Origin of the sequence: Streptomyces sp. NPDC057543 (genome assembly GCF_042801895.1) — a bacterium.
GTDB lineage: Bacteria > Actinomycetota > Actinomycetes > Streptomycetales > Streptomycetaceae > Streptomyces.
The window spans coordinates 1-18,407 of the sequence record NZ_JBHVFF010000037.1; the positions used below are offsets into that span (position 1 = coordinate 1).

Annotated in this window: 15 protein-coding genes and 1 pseudogene; 8 read left to right on the forward strand and 8 right to left on the reverse strand. The window is 70.0% G+C overall.

All coding sequences use genetic code 11. The features are described 5' to 3' along the window. The first annotated feature begins 706 nt into the window (after window positions 1-706). Window positions 707-3,421 (forward strand): ATP-binding protein, encoded by a 2,715-nt coding sequence (locus tag ACFU8Q_RS09375; RefSeq protein ID WP_384450160.1) that lies wholly within the window; start codon window positions 707-709, stop codon window positions 3,419-3,421. 270 nt (window positions 3,422-3,691) lie between these two features. Here the strand turns inward: ACFU8Q_RS09375 and ACFU8Q_RS09380 are convergent. The 3 genes and pseudogenes from ACFU8Q_RS09380 to ACFU8Q_RS09390 form a co-directional block, all read right to left on the reverse strand. Then, window positions 3,692-4,006 (reverse strand): annotated as a pseudogene (locus ACFU8Q_RS09380) (winged helix-turn-helix domain-containing protein); the annotation flags it as partial. Between the two features lie 150 nt (window positions 4,007-4,156). Beyond that, on the reverse strand, window positions 4,157-4,348 hold the full coding sequence (locus tag ACFU8Q_RS09385; protein ID WP_384450163.1) for a hypothetical protein: 192 nt from the start codon (window positions 4,346-4,348) through the stop codon (window positions 4,157-4,159). 11 nt (window positions 4,349-4,359) lie between these two features. After that, on the reverse strand, window positions 4,360-5,211 hold the full coding sequence (locus ACFU8Q_RS09390) for a helix-turn-helix domain-containing protein (protein WP_384450166.1): 852 nt from the start codon (window positions 5,209-5,211) through the stop codon (window positions 4,360-4,362). Window positions 5,212-5,526: 315 nt separating this feature from the next. Here ACFU8Q_RS09390 and ACFU8Q_RS09395 point away from each other — a divergent pair, with 315 nt between their 5' ends. Further along, window positions 5,527-6,111 (forward strand): hypothetical protein, encoded by a 585-nt coding sequence (locus tag ACFU8Q_RS09395; RefSeq protein WP_384450168.1) that lies wholly within the window; start codon window positions 5,527-5,529, stop codon window positions 6,109-6,111. A 91-nt stretch (window positions 6,112-6,202) separates the two neighbouring features. On the opposite strand, the gene ACFU8Q_RS09400 is transcribed toward ACFU8Q_RS09395, so the two are convergent. Together ACFU8Q_RS09400 and ACFU8Q_RS09405 are read right to left on the reverse strand one after the other, a co-directional pair. Continuing rightward, complete coding sequence (locus ACFU8Q_RS09400) at window positions 6,203-6,775, reverse strand: dihydrofolate reductase family protein (RefSeq protein WP_384450171.1); 573 nt, start codon at window positions 6,773-6,775, stop codon at window positions 6,203-6,205. A gap of 203 nt (window positions 6,776-6,978) precedes the next feature. Continuing rightward, window positions 6,979-9,579, reverse strand: a complete 2,601-nt coding sequence (locus ACFU8Q_RS09405) for an MDR family MFS transporter (protein ID WP_384450174.1) — start codon at window positions 9,577-9,579, stop codon at window positions 6,979-6,981. Window positions 9,580-9,863: 284 nt separating this feature from the next. Here ACFU8Q_RS09405 and ACFU8Q_RS09410 point away from each other — a divergent pair, with 284 nt between their 5' ends. Then, window positions 9,864-10,271 (forward strand): hypothetical protein, encoded by a 408-nt coding sequence (locus tag ACFU8Q_RS09410; RefSeq protein WP_384450177.1) that lies wholly within the window; start codon window positions 9,864-9,866, stop codon window positions 10,269-10,271. 304 nt (window positions 10,272-10,575) lie between these two features. Then, entirely contained in the window at window positions 10,576-11,445 is an 870-nt protein-coding gene (locus ACFU8Q_RS09415) for an LLM class F420-dependent oxidoreductase (RefSeq protein WP_384450179.1), read from the forward strand. 91 nt (window positions 11,446-11,536) lie between these two features. Here ACFU8Q_RS09415 and ACFU8Q_RS09420 read toward each other — a convergent pair whose 3' ends face one another. Further along, window positions 11,537-12,040, reverse strand: coding sequence for a DinB family protein (locus tag ACFU8Q_RS09420; protein ID WP_384450182.1), 504 nt, complete (start codon window positions 12,038-12,040; stop codon window positions 11,537-11,539). A gap of 203 nt (window positions 12,041-12,243) precedes the next feature. Here ACFU8Q_RS09420 and ACFU8Q_RS09425 point away from each other — a divergent pair, with 203 nt between their 5' ends. The 4 genes from ACFU8Q_RS09425 to ACFU8Q_RS09440 all read left to right on the forward strand — a co-directional run bounded on the left by ACFU8Q_RS09425 (window position 12,244) and on the right by ACFU8Q_RS09440 (window position 17,266). Continuing rightward, a complete protein-coding gene (locus ACFU8Q_RS09425) occupies window positions 12,244-13,533 on the forward strand; it encodes a sensor histidine kinase (RefSeq protein WP_384450185.1) in 1,290 nt (429 codons plus the stop codon). Beyond that, entirely contained in the window at window positions 13,497-14,141 is a 645-nt protein-coding gene (locus ACFU8Q_RS09430) for a LuxR C-terminal-related transcriptional regulator (RefSeq protein ID WP_384450187.1), read from the forward strand. The genes ACFU8Q_RS09425 and ACFU8Q_RS09430 overlap by 37 nt, the downstream gene beginning before the upstream one ends. A gap of 181 nt (window positions 14,142-14,322) precedes the next feature. Further along, window positions 14,323-16,476: an MMPL family transporter gene (locus ACFU8Q_RS09435; protein ID WP_384450189.1), complete on the forward strand. Its 2,154-nt coding sequence runs from the start codon at window positions 14,323-14,325 to the stop codon at window positions 16,474-16,476. A 196-nt stretch (window positions 16,477-16,672) separates the two neighbouring features. Then, the gene (locus ACFU8Q_RS09440; RefSeq protein WP_384450192.1) at window positions 16,673-17,266 is read left to right on the forward strand and encodes a hypothetical protein; all 594 of its coding nucleotides are present in this window, start codon (window positions 16,673-16,675) and stop codon (window positions 17,264-17,266) included. A gap of 36 nt (window positions 17,267-17,302) precedes the next feature. On the opposite strand, the gene ACFU8Q_RS09445 is transcribed toward ACFU8Q_RS09440, so the two are convergent. After that, on the reverse strand, window positions 17,303-17,752 hold the full coding sequence (locus ACFU8Q_RS09445; RefSeq protein ID WP_384450195.1) for a DUF3592 domain-containing protein: 450 nt from the start codon (window positions 17,750-17,752) through the stop codon (window positions 17,303-17,305). 20 nt (window positions 17,753-17,772) lie between these two features. After that, window positions 17,773-18,348 (reverse strand): hypothetical protein, encoded by a 576-nt coding sequence (locus tag ACFU8Q_RS09450; protein WP_384450245.1) that lies wholly within the window; start codon window positions 18,346-18,348, stop codon window positions 17,773-17,775. Window positions 18,349-18,407: the final 59 nt, after the last annotated feature.

The following is an 18,407-nucleotide window of genomic DNA, read 5'->3' on the forward strand; positions in this document are numbered from 1 at the left end:
GTCCTGCTGCCGGCCCTTCACCGGCTGGCGGTACGCCCCGGAAAACCCCGAGGCCGACGCCGGGTTCGACGACTCGTCCTGGCGGCTCTGCGACCTCACCACGTCCCACAGGTGGCGCGCGAAGAGCACCCTCCTGGGCCAACGACGCCTTCAAGTCGGCCCGTGGGCTGACCGCGGCCGGACTCGACGGCGACGCCACCGTGCTTGCCTGGCGCATCCAGGGCGGGACCGGGGACGAACCCGTCCGCGGACCGCTCAACGCCGGTGGATATACGAAGAACCGGGCCGGGTGGCATCTGCCTGGCTTCTCCGACACCAGTGGCAGCCCGCCGACCTGCCGCGGGACTGGACCCGCCAGGGCGTCGCCCGGTACCGCACGACGTTCCGCCTCGACCCGGACGACAAGGAAAACGGCCGTCGGAGCCGTGGATATGCCCCGACGGTCCCGCACGCCGTTCTCCCAGGTCAACCCTCGAATCCGCCGATCACGTGTGTCTGCCTACCGATGAAGTCGGGAGACCCCGGCGACGATGGCCCGTGAAGCCGAACCCCACGCCGGCGTTGCGAGATACCACCGCACGATCGCCCGCATCCAATCCCCAACATCTCTGCCGTGTATATGTGCGTTTCGCTAGGCTTCCCCGCATGCTGGCAGAGCAGGGGGAACAAAGTGTCGGAACGTTACCGCACCGGGAGGACCACCGTCGTGGACGGACGCGATCGGGTGGGTAAGCCCCTGTACGAGCGCCAAAACGAGGTGGTCGCTGCTCGGAATGCGGTGGAGGGGATCTGCGCAGGCGGCGGGGACGGCGAAGGCAAGCAGGGTGGGCTGCTGTTCTTCAGCGCTGCCGCCGGGCTGGGCAAGACGACCGTGCTGGCCGAGGTCCGGCGCATCGCCACTGCCCGCGGCTGCACTGTACTGTCTGCCCGAGGCGGCGAGCAGGAGCATACCGTCCCCTTCCATGTCGTACGCCAGCTGCTGCAGCCCGTCCTCGCTTCCTGCACCGAGGCCGAGCGTCGCGAGATATTCGGCGGGTGGTACGAGATCGCCGGCCCGGCCGTTGGTCTGTTCGCTCAGCAGACCGGTACCGCCGCCCCGGACCCGCAGGGCGTCCGGGACGGTCTGGACTGGGTCGTCACCCAGCTGGCCGTGCGACGGGCACCGATAGTGATCGTTCTCGACGACGCCCATTGGGGTGATCTGGAGTCACTCGCCTGGCTCGCCGCGTTCGCGGTGAGAGCGCAGGAACTTCCCATGCTGGTGGTCCTCGGCTACCGCCCGGACGAAGTGCCCACCGAGGCCGCGACGTTCCGCGAACTGATCGACGGCCGCAGCGGACGCCCGATCCCCCTGCACGTTCTCAGCCCGGAGGCCGTGGGCGAACTGGTGCGAAGTTCGCTCGGAGCGGAAGCCGACGACCTCTTCTGCCGCGAGTGTTGGGCGGTCACCGGCGGCAACCCCTACGAGGCCGTCGAGCTCATCGCCAAGGTCCAGGACCGCAGCCTCGCCCCGAACGCGGAGTCGGCTTCCCTGTTGCGTGACCTCGCTGCGAGCGCACGCGGCGCCGGACTGGTCAAACGGCTGGAGAGGCTCGGCCACGCCTCTGTCCGGCTTGCCTGGGCCGCCGCGGTGCTCGGCACCGAGATCTCCCCGGAGCTGGCCGCAGCAGTGGCCGGACTGCCACCGGCCGAGGCCCAGGACGCCGTGGACCGGCTGCGCGTCGCCCGTATTCTCACCGGCAGCCGGACACTCGAGTTCATCCATCCACTCGTCGCCACCGCTGTGTACCAGGCCATCCCGCCGACCACCCGCACCGCGCTGCACGGTCAGGCCGCCTGGGCGGTGGCCGACGCGGGCCTTGGCGTCACAGCCGCCGCTCGGCATCTGCTCGAGACCCATCCCGAGGACGACCCACACACCGTCCTTCAACTGCGCGCTGCCGCGCGCGAGAATCTCCGTCTTGGCGCGCCCGACGCGGCTCGACGCTGTCTGGAACGTGCGCTGCGCGAACCGCCGGCGCCCGAGGATCGCGCGGGCGTGCTCTACGAACTCGGCTGCTCTGCCCTGCTCACTGCCCCGGCCGTCACCGTCAATCACCTCACGGCAGCCCTGGAGCAGCCCTTCCTGGACCCCGCGCTCAGGGAGGACGCCACCTTCCGGCTGGCTCAGGCATTCGCCCACAACGATCAGCCCGCCAGAGCGGCCGCCGTCGCGGGCGCCGAGGCAGCACAGGCAAAGTCCGCTCGAGCGCGGCTGCGCCTGCAGGCAGCGCATTATCTGTGGCTGGCCTTCGACGCGCACGAGGCGCAGGCGTCCGAGCGCTCCCGTCGGCTCGTACAGCTTGCCGAGCACGTGCCCGGAAAGGACATCGAGGAGCGGGCCCTGCTGTGCGTTCGAACCTGGGACGCGATGTTGCGCGGGGAGCCGACCGCGAACACGCTGGCCATCGCCGCACGTGCCCTGGGACTGAGCTACACCGACCCGGACTGGGGTTTCGAACTCCCGAGCCTGACCGCGCTCAGCTACATGTACGCCGACGAGTGCGACCGCGCGGAAGAACTGTTCAGTTCGGCCATCGCAGAGTGCGAGCAGGTCGGGTGGAGTGGTGCCCACCTCTCTTTCGGCTTCACTCTCCTCGGCCTGGTCTGGTTCCGGCGCGGGATGCTCGTCGAAGCAGAGGACTGCGCGCGTGAGGGAGTGCGCCTGGCAGAGCGGGTGGGCCCCCGGGTGCCCGCCCAATGGTATGCCGTCGGACTGTTGCTGGACGTCCTGCTGTCCCGGGGCCGCGTCGAGGAGGCGCTTCGCGTCGCCGAGACGTACGACTTCGCGCCCCCCTACCCGAACGCGGTGGCCTTTCCCGACTCCCAAACCGTCTACGGACGACTGCTTCTCGCCCGTGGTCTGCGCGAGGAGGCCGTGGCACAACTCACCGCGGCCGGGAAACGGCTGGAAGCCAAGGGCATCCTCAACCCGACCTGGTGTCCCTGGGCGGGATATCTCGCCATCGCCATCGCTGAGGAGGACCCCCAGGGCGCCCGCGCCCTCGCAGCGGAGATGCTGCGTCGGGCAGAGCGCTATGGCACGCCCACCGCCATCGGTGAGGCGCTGTACTTCGGCGCGGCGGTCGCCGAGGACGGGCAGGCGCTGCCCCAGCGAGAGCGCGCGGTGAAGGTACTGAGCCGGTCCCCCAACCGGCACGCGTACGCTGAGGCGCTGATTGACCTCGGCGCGGAGCTCAGGCGCGACGGCCGCACCGGCAGGGTAGCCGAGCTGCTGTTCGAGGGTATCGAGCTGGCGGACCGATGTGGTGCCGACCATCTCGCTGAGCGAGGCCGTGCGGAGATGGCCAAGGCGGGGCTGCGGCTGCATCGGCAACGCACTTTGGCGCAGCGTCGGGTGAGCGCCGCAGAGCAGGGCTGACCTCGAGCGAGGCGACGGGGTCGGCCCCCTGAATGGGGCCTGTGTGATGTCGTGATCAATCTTGCAGATCCGGATCCGCCTGGAAGGCGGATCCGGTGGGAAGACGATCGCGACGCGCAGGGAACTCACCGACGAACAGTGGAAGTTGATCTAGCCGTTCCTGCCGATAGCTGAGTACGGCCCGCACCCCGAGCGGCTGCGGGATCAGTTTGATGTGGTGATCTGGCGGTTCAGGACAGGCGCGCAGTGGCGTGAGATGCCGGCCGTGCTTCACAGGCGGCACCCGCTGCCCGGGACGGTAACGATCACCGGCGGGTTGCCAAGCTTGGCACACAGCTTGCTCATCGTGACCTTGACGACGGTGGTGAACGGGTCGGTGTTGGCGTCCCACGCCTTCTCCAGGAGCTCCTCGGCGCTGACCACCGTGCCCCGCGCCCGAATCAGCACCTCCAGCACCTCCAGCACGGCGTACTCCTTGAGGGACGGCGGCAGGTAGCGCCCGTCACGGTGGGTCTGTCGGAGCCCGGTGTCCAGTGTGATCCCGGCGCGTTCCAGCACTGGCGGCAGCGGCGGACCCGCCCGTCGGCGCCGACGATTCGCGCGGATCTACACCACCCTCGGAACCCAGGACCCCCTCTACCGGCGCTTCTGTCTCTACCGCGAATCTGTCGCCGGGCGCCTACTGCCCCAGCGCGCGGGGGAGCGCACTGGGGGCGGTGGTCGGCCAGTGGCCCACTACAGCAGGTGATCGGCCTTGCCGGCCTTGATGTCGCGGATCATCTGCTGGAGCGCCTCGCGGCTGTCGGTGAGGTAGTGCGCCTCGGCGCCGACGACAGCGATGTAGCTGTTGCCCCGGTCGTCCGTCCCGAGGCGGTAGCAGCTGGCGCCTTCGCCGCAGAATGGCTGTTCCCACGTGACGTCCTGCATGGTGACTCCCCTCAGAGGTGACGTGCGATGCCATGGATGAAGTCCCGTGACTGCTGAGGTGGCAGCGCGATGCGCTCCATCCAGTCGAGGTGTGAACGATACTTCGCCAACTGTTCTTCCCCGTAAAGGAATTCGGGGCCATGGGTGCTGTCCACCTGAACTGTGTCCAGCTGAGGCACAGGGCCCTCTGCGTAGTTGACCGTCTGCCCCGCACCGGGGAATGCGCCGGCATCGAAGGGGATGACTCGCAGCGTGATGTGACGGCTTTCGGAGACCGTGAGCAGGTGATCGAGCTGAACGCGGGCCACCTTGCGACCGCCGAACTGCATGCGTAGTGCTGCCTCGTGTATGACGCCCACGTACTCGGGCGAGGCGGTTCCTTCCAGGATCTGTTGTCGTTCCACCCGGTGGGCCAGCCGCAGGGCGACTTCGTGTTCCGGGAGGGCGGGGACGACCACGCGGAAGACAGCCAGGGCGTGGTCGCTGGTCTGGAGGATTCCCGGGATATGTACGGAGTGAGCGGTCCGCATCCGTAGAGCGTTGGCTTCCAGCTCTGCGATGTCGAGGAGTCCTTCAGGAAGCGAGTCACGGTACCGCTCCCACCAACGCCCTCTCGCTGGCCTCGTCATGCCTGCCAGCGCCTCGATGTACGCGTGGTCCTGGCAGCCGCATGCGTGGGCAAGAGTGCGCAGCCGGTCCTCGCTGATGGCTCGGATGCCCTGCTCGATGTTGGAGAGTCTGGAACGGTCGACCCCGAGAAGCCTTGCTGCGGTCTCGGCGGAGACGTCGGCAGCCAGCCGCATCTTCCGGAGTTCACGGCCCAGGCGCTTCTGCCGCTCGGTCGGGGACGTTCGCGATGCCATGTCAGTCCTTCCGTGCCCTTGTCCGTGAAGTCTGCCGTGTGGATGGCGCCTTGAGCCACGCAAGGGTCAACTTTTCTGGATTGAGTGGCCAATATGACCCATCGCACTCTACGTTCAGTAGTGCACCGCTCACGCAACGACGAGCCGGAAGTGCATCACGCGGTCCTGCCCGCACTCTCCTTCCCTGGGAGGGGCGGGCCCGCGTCAGGGAGACAGGCCACTGCTCGTCCGCAGCGCAACAGCGTGAGCCACCTGTGCGCGCCCACGCGAAAGAGGGATACCGCCAACTCGCCACCCGTATCAGGGGAGTCAGCCATGCACTCATATTCATTCACCGCACTTTGCCCGGTTCTCGCCGAGGCGCGTACGACGGGCCTGTATCCGCACCCCCATCCGTATCCCCACGCCCATCCGAATCCGCGCTCGGCCGCACTCCACAGCCCGCACCAGCAACTCCCACAACTCTCGCAGCCCTACCTGCGCTCCAAGGGTCGCTCCGCGCGCGGCCTCTGGCTGAGCTTCACGCTGCCGGGCGATGTCCGTAGCGCGTTCATCGGGCGTACGGCGATCGCCGCGGCGCTGAAGGCGTACGGGCTCGCCCCGTACGTCTGGCCGGTCACGCACGCTGCGGCCGAACTCATCGCCGTCACGGCCAGGATGAGCCCGGGAAAGGAGCTGTACGTATCCCTGCGCCACCGGGACGACGCGCTGCGCCTCCTCGTCTGGGACCAGCACCCCCACCACCCCGAACCGGACATGGCCACGCTCTGCGAGACGCGGCGTCGGCGGGCGCTCTGGCTGCTGGCCGCTGTTGTGGACGACTGGGGCGGGGAGTGGGGTGCCTGCGAGGCCGACCCGCCGCAGCTGGGCATCAAGTCGTGGGTGAGGTTGCCCCGTTGAGGCTCCGTCCTCATGGCGTCTGCCATGCGGTTGGCCGGTCCCCGCCCCGCCCACGTCTCGGCGGGCGGCGGCGCGAGCGCGGGAGCCGGCGTCAGCGGACGACGTCGAAGACGTTCTTCTGCAGACCGTTGGAGTACGCCTCGTGCTCGACCAGCTTCAGCTTCTGGGCGTCCTTGTCCGTGTCGCTGAACAGACGCTTGCCCGCGCCGAGGAGCAGCGGGAACACGAGCAGGTGGTAGCGGTCGATCAGGCCGGCGTCCGAGAGGTTCCGGTTGAGGGTGGCGCTGCCGTGGATGATGATCGGGCCGCCCTCGGTCTCCTTCAGTGCGGCGACCTCGTCGAGCGAGCGCAGGATCGTGGTCTCGCCCCAGTTCGAGACCAGGGCGTCCTCGGTGAGGGTGGTGGAGACGACGTACTTCGGCATCGCGTTGTAGTCGACGAAGTCCTCCATGCCCGGCCAGACCTGGCTGAACGCCTCGTAGCTGACCCGGCCCATCATCATCGCGGTGGCTTCCTGCTGCTCACGGCCCTTGATCTCGAATGCCTCCGGGAGGAACTCCATGTCCTTGAAGGTCCATCCCGAGTTCCGATATCCGGGCTCGCCGCCCGGGGCCTCCACTACGCCGTCGAGCGAGACGAAGGCGGTGCTGATCAGGGTGCGCATCTGAGATCTCCCAATGTCACGCGGCTGGTTCGCAGCAGTTCGGACGGTGCACGCGTCGACCGGCTTCGTGGCTGCGGTGCACCAACTATCTATGACGAACTGACCGCCGATCGTGGAGAAACTCATCGGTCACCACCGAAACGATCAACGATCAGGGCCCCGATGCGCTGCGGGGCTCTTGGGCGTCGAACCGGGGTACGGGCTCACCGGGAGCCGGGGCCACCAGTCGGAGCCTTGGCCGTGACGAGCAGGCCGGTGAGCAGGCCGGCGAGCAGCGTGAGGCCGACCGCCCACCAGAGGATGACGGAGTAGCCGCCCAGGACCGCCCTGTTCATCTCCCGCACGACGCTGGGCAGTGCTGCCGGAAGCTCCTGTCGGCCGAACAGGATGCCTTGTTCGGCTGCTTTGGCAAAGCCCTCAGGAGTGCCTGGCGTGTGATCGATCCGGGCGGCGACTGCCGAGGCGAGGATGCCGCCGAACAGGGGCGAGGCGGCCCAGCCGCCCGACTGCTGGGCCATGCTGACCATCGCAGAGGTCCCGCCGGAGTCCTGCGGGGAGATCCCGCCGGTCGCGGTGGCGAAGAGCGGCACGAAGGCCAGGCCGAGACCGAAGCCGATGAGGAGAGTGCCGGGAAGCACCTGGTTGGCGTACGTGCTGTCGGCGTCGAGGCCGGTCAGGAGCGCCAGGCCGATCGCCGCCAGCACCAGGCCCGGCACGATGATGTTGCGGGGTGCCACCCGGCGGTACAGGCGGGCGGAGACCTGGGTGGAGGCGATGACGACCGCACCGGCCATGGGCAGCAGGGCCAAGCCGGTCTCGGACGGGGCATAGCCGAGGGCACCCTGCAGGTACCTGGTCAGGACCAGGTACTGGACGAACATGCCCATGCTGATGAAGGTCAGGGCGAGGCAGGAGCCGAAACGGTTGCGGTCCTGGAAGACGTACGGCGGCAGGAGAGGGCTGGTCGTTCTGGTCTGCCACCAGGCGAAGAGCAGGAGCAGGGCGAGTCCGCCCACGAGGAGGATCACGACCAGGGGGTCGGTCCAGCCGTGCGACTCGGCCCGGTTGAAGCCGAGGACGAGGGCGACAAGCCCGGCGGAGCCGAGCAGCAGGCCCGGCACGTCGAGGCGGGCAGGGGTGCGGACCGGAGTGTCGTGCACCAGGGCGGCCGCACCGATCAGGGCCATCACGGCGAGCGGGACGCCGGCGTACAGGGACCAGCGCCAGCTCAGACCGTCGATCAGCCATGCGTTCGCGTACAGGCCGATCGCCGTCCCGCCGCCGGCGATCGCCGCGTAGATCCCGAAAGCCCTGCCCCGTTCCTTCGGATCGGTGAAGCTGGTCGACACCAGCGCCAGCACGGCCGAGGAGAGCAGCGCGGCGGACGCGCCCTGCAGGGCGCAGGCCCCGATGAGCATGCCGAAAGAAGAGGCCGAGCCGCCGATAGCGCACGCCACGGCGTAGCCGGCGAAACCGGTGATCAACATCCGTTTGCGGCCGAGGAGATCAGCAAGGTGTCCGCCGAGCAGCAGCAGTATGCCGAATGCCAGCCCAGAGGCGATGGGTATCGAGTCCAGGTCGTCGGCAGAGGGGTGCAGAGCGGCGTAGATCGACGGGAGCGCCATGCTCGTGGTCGCCGTGCCGAGCAGCACCAGCAGCTGTGCCAGCGTGGTCACCCCCAGTCCCCACCACCGCCTGGGGTGCGGGACCTGGGCACCGGCCGGGGCGGGGGGTATGGGCAGGCCGCCGGGCACCGGGCCCGCGGATGGTGTGAATCCCGGAGGACCACCGCCCGGCGCCGCCGGGGTCGTCGGGGTGTACGCGGGAGGCGGGGGAAGTGGCTGGGGCTGCGGGGGACGCTGGGCCTGGGCAGGGATGCGCGGGTCCGGCTGTGCGGCCCGCGCCTCCGGAGTGAAGTCCAGCAACTGGGCGGCATGACGCCCGAGTTGGGCGAGCACCGAGCCGGGTAGCCATTCGCCGTCCTGGTCGGTGGCCGTGCGGGCGGCCACGTCGGCGGGCGTGGGCCGCTGTGCCGGGTCCTTGTGCAGGCATTCCCGTACGAGACCGACGAGCGACTCCGGTACGCCGGTCAGGTCGGCCTCCTCCTCCGCGATCCGGAAGAGGTGCGCGTTCAGGCCGGTTTCCGTGGCGCCGAAGAGGAGGCGGCCGGTGGCGGCGTAGACGAGGACGGCACCCAGGCAGAACACATCGCTGGCCGCGGTGAGTTCGAGGCCGCGCACCTGCTCGGGCGACATGAAGCCGGGGGAGCCGATGAGCATTCCGGTGCGGGTGTGGAGGCTGTCCCCGGCGAGGCTGTCCATGGCCCGTGCGATACCGAAGTCGATGACGCGCGGGCCGTCCACCGTCACCAGCACGTTGGACGGTTTCAGGTCGCGGTGGATCAGACCCGCCCCGTGGACCGACTGCAGAGCCACTGCCAGGCGGTTGGCGAGCGTGCGGACGGAGTGCTCGGGCAACGGCCCGAAGTCCTTGGCGACCACGGTGGTCAGATCGGGCCCGGGGATGTACTGGGTCGCCACCCAGGGCACCGGGGCCTCGGTGTCGGCGTCGAGCACGGCTGCCGTCCAGGTCCCGCCCACCCGCCGGGCAGCCGCCACCTCGCGGGCGAACCGCTTACGGAATTCCGGGTGCTGGGCGTGCTCGGCCTGCACCACCTTCACGGCCACTGTCCGTCCGGCTTCCGAGCGGCCCAGGTACACCAGCCCCATGCCACCCGCTCCCAGACGGGCTATCAGACGATACGGGCCGATGCGTGCCGGATCCTCGGTGATCAATTGGTCCACGGCAACAAAGTAGTTGAGGAGCCTGGACCCCGGTGCCGATTCACGGTGAATGAATCCGCCCTCGGCCGTACCGCGCAGCCGTACCCGCAACTGCCGTAGCTCCCGCAGCCCTGCCCGCACTCCAAGGGCCGCTCCGCGCGCGGCATCTCGCCGAGCTTCATGGCGCGCCACCGGAGCATGGGGGTCTAGAAAAAACGTGACACTCAGGGGGCCGGATGTCACGTTCCAGGGCAAGGGCCAACCCCCGTCGGCACAGTGATGCCGCTCCGGGGAACGCGTACGCCATGGCCCAGCCGGACGATCAGGCAGGCGTGCGTATCGAGGCGTTGGTGGCCGTCGGGCGGGAGCTGGTCCGGAGCGATCCCGACAGGGCGAAGCAGCTCTTCCGGGAGGCCGAACAGATCGCTCGGGAGACTGCCGACCCCGGGAGGAGCGGATGGGCCGAAGCGACCATGTCCCTGGCCGAGACCGATCCGGCACGGTGCAGGAACATCGCACGCGGCATCACCGATCCGAACCTGCGCCGAGACACCTTGTGTGCCCTGGCCGAGACGCTGGCGCTGATCGACGCCCGGCAGGCCGCCCACCTGGCCGTCGAGCCGCCGCTCACCAACGGCGCCGACCAGGCCCTGGCAGAGCTCGTACGCGCGATGGTGGAAGAGGCGGCCGAACACGCCGGGCGTGCCGGGTAGCGTGCATGGCCCCACGCACCGGTCGGGGAGCGCCGGACGAAGGACGCCGTGCGGGACGTACGCGTACGCATGGGCAGCGCGGCGCGGCTGCCTCCGGCCAGGGCGAGCGGTTGACCTGTATGCCCCGCTCGGATGGCAGGAGGGAGCCGCCTCGCATAGCGTGACAGCCGACTACGCAAGATGGTCGAGCGCGTCGGGCGGGAGACGGAAAACCGATGGGAATCCCGAGTACGAATCCGGCTGAACACCCCGGCCGGGGCGGCGGCCTCCCGCCCCGTGCCCCCTTGACCCGCGGAGGCCGGACGTGAACCTCGGCCTGCACTACTGGAACTACTCGACACCGGCCGACCCCGCCCTCATCGCGCCGACCCTCGCGGAGTCGGTGCGCATCGCCGAGCAGGCGGGGATCGCGTCGTTCACCGTGATGGACCACTACTTCCAGATGGAGACCGGGCAGACCGTCGCCGACGAGCCCATGCTGGAGGGGTACACCACGCTCGGCTACGTGGCGGCGGTGAGCGAGCGCATGACGCTCGGCCTGATGGTCACGGGGGTGATGTACCGGCACCCCGGACTGCTGGCGAAGATCGTCACCAGCCTCGATGTGCTGTCGCGCGGCAGGGCCAGACTGGGCATCGGCGCCTCCTGGTACGAGCGGGAGCAGTACGGGCTCGGAGTGCCCGTGGTTCCGGTCGCCGAGCGCTTCGAGCGGCTGGAGGAGACGATCCTGATCTGCCTGCAGATGTGGAGCGACGACAACGGCCCCTTCCGCGGCCGTCACTACCAGCTCGCCGAAACACTGTGCGTGCCCGAGCCGATCGGCGAGCGCCCGTCGATCATGATCGGCGGCGGGGGCGAGAGGAAGACGCTGCTCCTGGCCGCCCGGTACGCGGACGCCTGCAATCTGTTCGCCACCGGCCAGGAGGAAGTGGCCCACAAACTCGATGTGCTGCGCGCCCACTGCGCCGCGGAGGACCGGGACTACGACGCCATCACAAAGACCGTGATGTACAACGGCCCGGTGCTGGACCGGCCGGACGTGTTCCTCGCCGACGCGGAGGCGTACGCGCGCCTGGGCATCAGCGAGATCCAGGTGCTGCCGGACCGGCACCCGGTCAGCTTCACCCACCAGGTCGCCGAGCACCTCGTACCCGCGATCGCCGGGATCGGTTAGCCGAACGCCGCGCGACGCGGGTTCGATCGCGACCCGCCGCCGAGGCACGGTGCGCGGGCACGCGAGCCCGGCGTGATCCAAACGAAAGACCCTAGGTCCCGGTGGTGCCGTCGACGATCTCCCGGATCACGTCGAGGTGGCCGTTGTGCCGGGCGGTCTCCTCGACCAGGTGCAGGACGATCCAGCGCAGATCCGGGTAACGGCCGTCGCTGCGTGGACGTTTGGCCGGCGTGTCCAAGTCGTGGGAGGCGACCAGTTCGCGGTAGCGGGCGGTCCGTGCCGCGTACTGCGACAGCACATCGGCGAGCGGCATGTCCACCGCGATGCGCATCTCGCGGTCGGGGTCCTCGTCCGTCCAGGGGCCTTCGTCCTCGCCGCCGAGGAAGACCACCTCGAACCAGTAGTACTCGACCCAGCTGAGGTGGTTGATCAGCCCGGCGATCGTCATCAGCGGGGAGCCCGGCAACGGGGCCCGGCGGGCATCGTCCGGCGAGACGCCCTCGCACTTCGCGCGTGCGGTGTCGCGTACGTAGTCGAGGAAGGTGGCCAACTGGGTGCGCTCGTCCCATGCGGGAGGCGAATCGGTGCGTGTCATCGCCGTACACCATGGGCGATTCACCGGCCATTGTCCATCGGATAGTCCAAGGGGGACGGACACCGGCCGGTGGCCCCGACGCGGTGGGGCAGGGGGACTTGAGTCCCCCCGGAAAAGGGGGTCAGGCCCAATGCTCCCGGAGTCGTCGCACGACAGACTGATCTCTGCCGGGACCAAGAGGCCACTCGCAGGAGGCAGCAGTCATGACCGCACCAGCACCGCCCAGACCCTGGCAGCCGCCATTGCGGGGACTCGCCCTGGTGGCGCAGAAGGTGCCACAGCTCGCACTCTTCGTCCTGATGGTGATCTCCCTCGTCTATCTCGGGCTCGGCGCGGGCGTGCTGCTCCTGCCGCTCGTCGTGGCGGGTGTACGGAAACTGGCGAACCGGTCGCGACGTCTCGCGCACATCTGGTCCGGGGTGAGGATCTCCGAGCCGTACCTTCCGCTGCCGGCCCGCGAGCCGGGATTCGCGGGCCGGTGGCACCGGTGCCGGCACCTGCTCTCCGATCCCGCCACCTGGCGGGACATGCTGTGGACGATCGGCGATCCCGTCGTCGGCACCGTGCTCGCGCTGCTGCCCGCGGCGCTGCTGGTCTACGGGCTGGAGGGCCTGGTCTTCCCGTTCGTCTGGGACGACCTGGTGTCGGCCGGTTACGAGGACCACTACGCCGGTCTGTTCCCGGTGAGCGGCGAGCGGGGCGCGGGCACCTGGCTGATGCCCCTGGCGGGCATCGGGTTCATCGGCCTCGGCCTCTGGTCCGGACCCCGGCTCCTCACCGCCCACGCCCGGTTCACCCGCAAGCTGCTGGGTCCGCGCCCCGGGGCCGAACTCGTCGCCCGCGTAGGCCATTTGACCCGGACGCGCGGGGCGGTCGTGGACAGCCAGGCGGCGGAGCTGCGCCGCATCGAACGCGATCTGCACGACGGGGCGCAGGCCCGGCTGGTGGCCATGGGCATGAATCTCGACGCCGTCGAACAACTCCTGGACACCAACCCGGAAGCCGCGCGTGCCCTGTTGGCGCAGACGCGGGACTCGTCCTCGAAGGCGCTCGGCGAACTCCGCGACCTCGTCCGGGGAATTCATCCACCGGTTCTCTCCGACCGGGGACTGGGCGACGCCGTACGCGCCCTGGCGCTGGACAGCCCTCTCCCGGTCGACGTCGTCGTCGATCTGCCGGGGCGGCTGGACGCACCGGTCGAGTCCGCCGCGTACTTCGCCGTCGGTGAACTGCTGACGAACACGGCGAAGCACGCCCGTGCCGGACGCGTCTGGATCGACATCCGGCACGACGACGACGCGTTGCGCATCAGCGTGAGCGACGACGGGATCGGCGGTGCGAACGCCTCGGCGGGGACCGGGCTGCGCGGAATCGAGAGCCGCATCGCCGCATTCGACGGCATACTTGCCGTGAACAGCCCCCGGGGCGGACCGACGATGGCGACCATGGAGATCCCGTGCGCATTGTGCTCGCCGAAGATCTCTTCCTCCTGAGGGAAGGCCTGGTCCGGCTCCTGACGGCCCACGGATTCGAGATCGCCGCCGCCGTCGACAACGGCCCCGAGCTCCTGGACGCGCTCATCGAGCACCGGCCCGACGTGGCGCTCGTGGACGTACGTCTCCCCCCGACCTTCACCGACGAGGGGCTGCGCGCCGCCATCGAGGCGCGGACCAGGATCCCCGGACTTCCGGTGCTGGTGCTCTCGCAGTACGTGGAGCAGCTCTACGCCCGCGAACTTCTGGCGGACGGCTCCGGCGGGGTCGGCTACCTGCTCAAGGACCGGGTCTTCGACAGCCGGCAGTTCATCGACTGTGTGCGCCGGGTGGCCGCCGGAGGCAGTGCGATGGACCCGGACGTGGTGGCGAAACTCCTTGCGGGCAACGCGAGCGACGAACCACTGGCCCGGCTCACCGCCCGTGAGCGCGAGGTGCTGTCGCTGGTGGCGGAGGGCCGCTCCAACGCCGCCGTCGCGGGACGGCTCGGCGTCAGCGAGAAGGCCGTCACCAAGCACACGTCGAACGTCTTCGCGAAACTCGGCCTGGCACCCTCCGACGACGACAACCGCCGCGTCCTCGCCGTCCTCGCCTATCTGAACTCCTGAAATTCGCCGCCGTACAGGCGCCGTACAGCCTTCACGGGCGTGCCGCGCCCGATGAGGCATGACCTCATTCGGGGGAGAGGCCCTGGTTCCCGCCTGTCCGCGACGACGCGGACACACCGCTCGCCGGACACACCGCCCGTGACTCGCAGCCCCCACACCCGACCCTGGACGAGGAGCCCCCATGCCAAGACCGCACAGCTGGGCCGACCGGCTCGTGACTTCACCGGCCGGAAGGAAGGGAAAGTGGCTGACGCTGATCGCGTGGCTGATCATCATCGCCGTGTCCGTACCGCTCGCCGGAGAGCTGTCCGGCATCGAGAAGGACGAACTCACCGTCGAGCTGCCCCGCGGGGCCGAGTCCACCGAAGTCGCGGGCCTCGCCGACCGGTTCGCCGACGGCAGGATCTCGCTCGGCATCGTCGTCTACGCCCGCGCCGAGGGGCTCACCGCCGAGGACAGGGCGAAGGTCGCCGCGGACATCGAGGAGTTCGCCACGCTGGCGGCCGGACCGGTCGGGCCGGCCAGGCCCTCCGCCGACGGCAAGGCGCTCACCGCGCTGGTGCCCCTCGACAAGGTGGACGGCGCCGCGCTCGCGGACAACGCCAAGAAGGTGCGGGACCGGGCCACGGCCGGCCGGCCCGACGGCCTCGAAGCGAGGCTCACCGGCCCGGCGGGCAACTCGCTGGACGCCACCGACGCCCGTGAGTCGACCGGCCGCGCGCTGACCGTCATCACGGTCCTCGTCGTCGCCGGGCTGCTGCTGATCACCTACCGCAGCGCGATCCTGTGGCTGCTGCCCCTCCTCGTCGTGGGCGTCGCCCTCCTCACCACCCAGGCCGTCTCGTACCTCCTCGCCAAGGGCTTCGGCCTGACGGTCGGCGGCGGGAACGAGATCGTGGTGACGGCCCTGCTGTTCGGTGTGGGCACCGACTACGCGATGCTGCTGCTGGCCCGCTACCGCGAAGAGCTGCGGGTCCACGACGACCGGCACCTGGCAGCGCGGACCGCGCTGCGCCGGGCCGTACCCGCCATCGCCGCGTCCGCCGCGACCGTCAGCATCGGTCTGCTCTGCCTCACACGGGCGGACGTCGGTTTCAACTACACGCTCGGCCCGGCCGGCGCCATCGCCATCGTCTGCGGACTCGCCGCGATGACCACACTCTTCCCGGCCGTGCTGGTGCTGCTCGGACGCTGGGTGTTCTGGCCCCGCGTGCCGCGCGCCGGGGCGGCCGTGAAGAACGCCGGCCACCACCTGTGGGACCGGATCGGCGGCCGGATCTCCCGGCGCCCCCGCCTCGTGTGGATCGGCTCCGCTCTGGTCCTCACCGTCCTCGCGCTCGGCTCGCTCGGCCTGAGGACCGGACTCGACGACGAACACCTCGTGGTCGGCAAGCCGGGCTCGATCGCCGGCCAGGACCTCCTCGCCGCCCACTACCCGGCCGGACAGAGCCGGCCCGCCGAGGTCATCGGCAAGGCCGGTGCCGCTCCCGCGATCGCTGCCGCACTCAAGGGCATCGACGGGGTCGCCGAGGTCGCCCCGGCGGAGAAGTCCACCGACGGCACTCTCGCCGTCACGCGCGCCGTGCTGAAGGACAGTGCGGACAGTGCGGCCGCGGCCCGCACCGTGGACCGGATCCGGACCGCCGTGCACGCCGTGCCCGACGCCGACGCGCAGGTCGGCGGGCCCACGGCGATGGCCCAGGAGAAGGCAGCGGCCCAGGCCCACGACCGCGAGGTGGTGATCCCGCTGGTCCTCGCCGTCGTCTTCCTCGTCCTGGTGGCACTGGTACGGGCGCTGGTCGCCCCACTGCTCCTGATGGCGACCGTGGTGCTGTCCTACTTCGCGGCGCTCGGCATCAGCCGGCAGCTGTTCCAGCACGTCCTGGGCTTCCCGGCGGTGGACGTCCAGGTCATGCTGATCGGCTTCCTGTTCCTGGTGGCGCTCGGCGTCGACTACAACATCTTCCTCGTCCACCGCATTCGCGAGGAGGCCGGTCATCGCGGCCATCGCGCCGGGGTGCTCGCCGGCCTCACCTCCACCGGCGGAGTCATCACCAGCGCGGGCGCGGTGCTCGCGGCGACCTTCGCCGCACTGACCACCGCACCGCAGGTGGCGTTCATCGAGATCGGCCTCGTGGTGGCCATCGGTGTCCTCATCGACACCTTCCTCGTCCGGTCGGTGCTGGTCCCCGCCCTGGCCCTCGACGTCGGCCGTACGTTCTGGTGGCCGGGCCGGCCCGTTTCCACCGCTGTCGCACCATGGGCCGCCGAGGAGTTCTCCGCGCGCGCCGCGGTGGTCACGGACAGCGAAGGCCGTGGTGTCCGGTGCCCGTGACCGGCGGGCCCCGCTCATTGGGGCCCGCCCCTGGGCCCGTGGGCCCACGCCCGGGCAGGCGGGGCTCATTACGCTCGTACGTGACCGATCGTGAGCACATCCGACCCGGCGCCCGTCACGGGCGTCCGTCCGGCGCGCCCATACGCACGTTGATCTGCACCCTCCACCTGTATCCGTTCCCTGGGGTGATGTATCGATGAGTAACGGTTTCTTCTACTCCTACCACCTCGGCTGGAGCCGCCCGGACGCCGAGTCGCTCTTCGGCGATCTCGACGCCGCGGGGCTGCGGCTCAGCCACCCCGTCACGCGGCGGGTCACGCTCCTGGGCCCCGGACCCGATCCGTGGGGCACTCCCTCGTGGGTGACCAGGGAACAGCTCGTCCTCCTGGCCGGCCTGCAACGGATCGACACGGTCGACTTCGTGCTGTGGACGAACAGCGGAACCGACGTCCCGGCGCGCGTCCGGCGGATGAGGGACGGAGTCGTCGCGCTCGAATTCGGATTCGGGCGGCTGACACGGGACGAGCAGGAGGTGGCCGCGCGGGCGATCAGGGAGGCGATAGGGCGGGCCTCCGTGCTGTGCATCGGCTTCGTCGTCGACCGGGAGGGCGCTTCCGCGGCGACCGACTGGAGCGGAGTCGTCATCAACGGCACGACGTTCTTCGACAGTTGGCCGGACACGCTCGCCGTACGGCATGAAATAGCCGCGACACAGCCGCAGTTGTCCGGAGTGGCGTCGTTCGACCAATCGCCGTGGATGCTCTTCGGGAGCGAGGTCCCCAGCCGTTAGCGACCGGCAATGTGTGCCCGGCGGGGCGCCGACAGGTCAGAGCCACCCGCGCAGCGCCAGGAACCCCAGCAGCAGCCCCACCGCGAACACCCCCGGCACCACGGCGAACACCGCGGGCATCACCACCGGCCCCCACGCCCCCGGCCCCGCCACCGTGGCGTGCTTCGCCGGGTCCACCGGGTCGTAACTGACCCGGACCGGCGCCCCGACCGCGAAGCCGAACGGGCCCGGGGCATGGTCGGTGAACTCGATCTCGCGGCCGTCGCGGGTACGGAACGCGAAGACGTACTCGGTGACGTAACTCCGCTCCGTACCCGGCCCCCGGTCGACCGTCCGGCGGTCCGCGCACCGGCCCTCGGCGCGCTCGCCGTGCCGGACCAGCCGCAGCACCCGGCTCAGCCGCAGCGCCGACCGGACGGCGAACGCGCCGAGGAGGAGGCCGAGCAGAAGCAGGAACGTGGCCGTGCCACCGGGCAGGATCTGCATGAACGAGGGCCCCTGATCCGCTACTTGACCGTGATCGACTCGACGAACGCGTCGAGGTCCTGCCGGCTCAGCGAGCCCTTCACCGCATTGATCCGGACCAGGAACGGCACGTCCTTCGAGTCCATACCCGCCACCAGGACCCCGGTCATCCGGGTGCCTTGCGCCGGGGTCTGTTCCGTGCCGCTCGACGTGAACTCGTAATCGATCCTGCGCGCGCCGAGGGCGCCGTCGTCGCCCGCGAGCTGCACCTCAGAGGTCTCCTTGCGGGTCGCCCCGAGCCCGATGCCCGCGCCCGCCGCGGCCGCCGCCTCATCGGCGTCGTCCACGCCCGAGGCGAAATCGAGCTGCACCGAGACCATGCCGGTGCGCAGCCCGCCCTCCTCCTTGAGCGCGACGGCGGCGTTGGCCTTGGCACGGTCGGCCGCGGACTGCTCCTTGTAGCCCTTGTTCGCGGGGTAGCCGACGGAGAGGCTGCCGGTGTCGAGCCTGTCCCAGCCGTCCGGGAGCGCGGCGGCGTCGTCGCCGCCGCAGCCGGTGAGCAGGGCGAGGCCCATGACGGCGGCAGCGGCTGCGCCGATCGCCCGGGACATCTTCATCGTCGTCATCGCCTATCGCCTCGTCGTCGTGCGTGCTTGCCGCGCACCGTAGCCGTACT

Coding starts and splice junctions, on each gene's coding strand:
- ACFU8Q_RS09385 (WP_384450163.1), bottom strand. CDS start 4,348: ATGCAGGACGTCACGTGGGAACAGCCATTCTGCGGCGAAGGCGCCAGC.
- ACFU8Q_RS09390 (WP_384450166.1), bottom strand. CDS start 5,211: ATGGCATCGCGAACGTCCCCGACCGAGCGGCAGAAGCGCCTGGGCCGT.
- ACFU8Q_RS09395 (WP_384450168.1), top strand. CDS start 5,527: ATGCACTCATATTCATTCACCGCACTTTGCCCGGTTCTCGCCGAGGCG.
- ACFU8Q_RS09400 (WP_384450171.1), bottom strand. CDS start 6,775: ATGCGCACCCTGATCAGCACCGCCTTCGTCTCGCTCGACGGCGTAGTG.
- ACFU8Q_RS09410 (WP_384450177.1), top strand. CDS start 9,864: ATGGCCCAGCCGGACGATCAGGCAGGCGTGCGTATCGAGGCGTTGGTG.
- ACFU8Q_RS09420 (WP_384450182.1), bottom strand. CDS start 12,040: ATGACACGCACCGATTCGCCTCCCGCATGGGACGAGCGCACCCAGTTG.
- ACFU8Q_RS09425 (WP_384450185.1), top strand. CDS start 12,244: ATGACCGCACCAGCACCGCCCAGACCCTGGCAGCCGCCATTGCGGGGA.
- ACFU8Q_RS09435 (WP_384450189.1), top strand. CDS start 14,323: ATGCCAAGACCGCACAGCTGGGCCGACCGGCTCGTGACTTCACCGGCC.
- ACFU8Q_RS09440 (WP_384450192.1), top strand. CDS start 16,673: ATGAGTAACGGTTTCTTCTACTCCTACCACCTCGGCTGGAGCCGCCCG.
- ACFU8Q_RS09445 (WP_384450195.1), bottom strand. CDS start 17,752: ATGCAGATCCTGCCCGGTGGCACGGCCACGTTCCTGCTTCTGCTCGGC.
- ACFU8Q_RS09450 (WP_384450245.1), bottom strand. CDS start 18,348: ATGAAGATGTCCCGGGCGATCGGCGCAGCCGCTGCCGCCGTCATGGGC.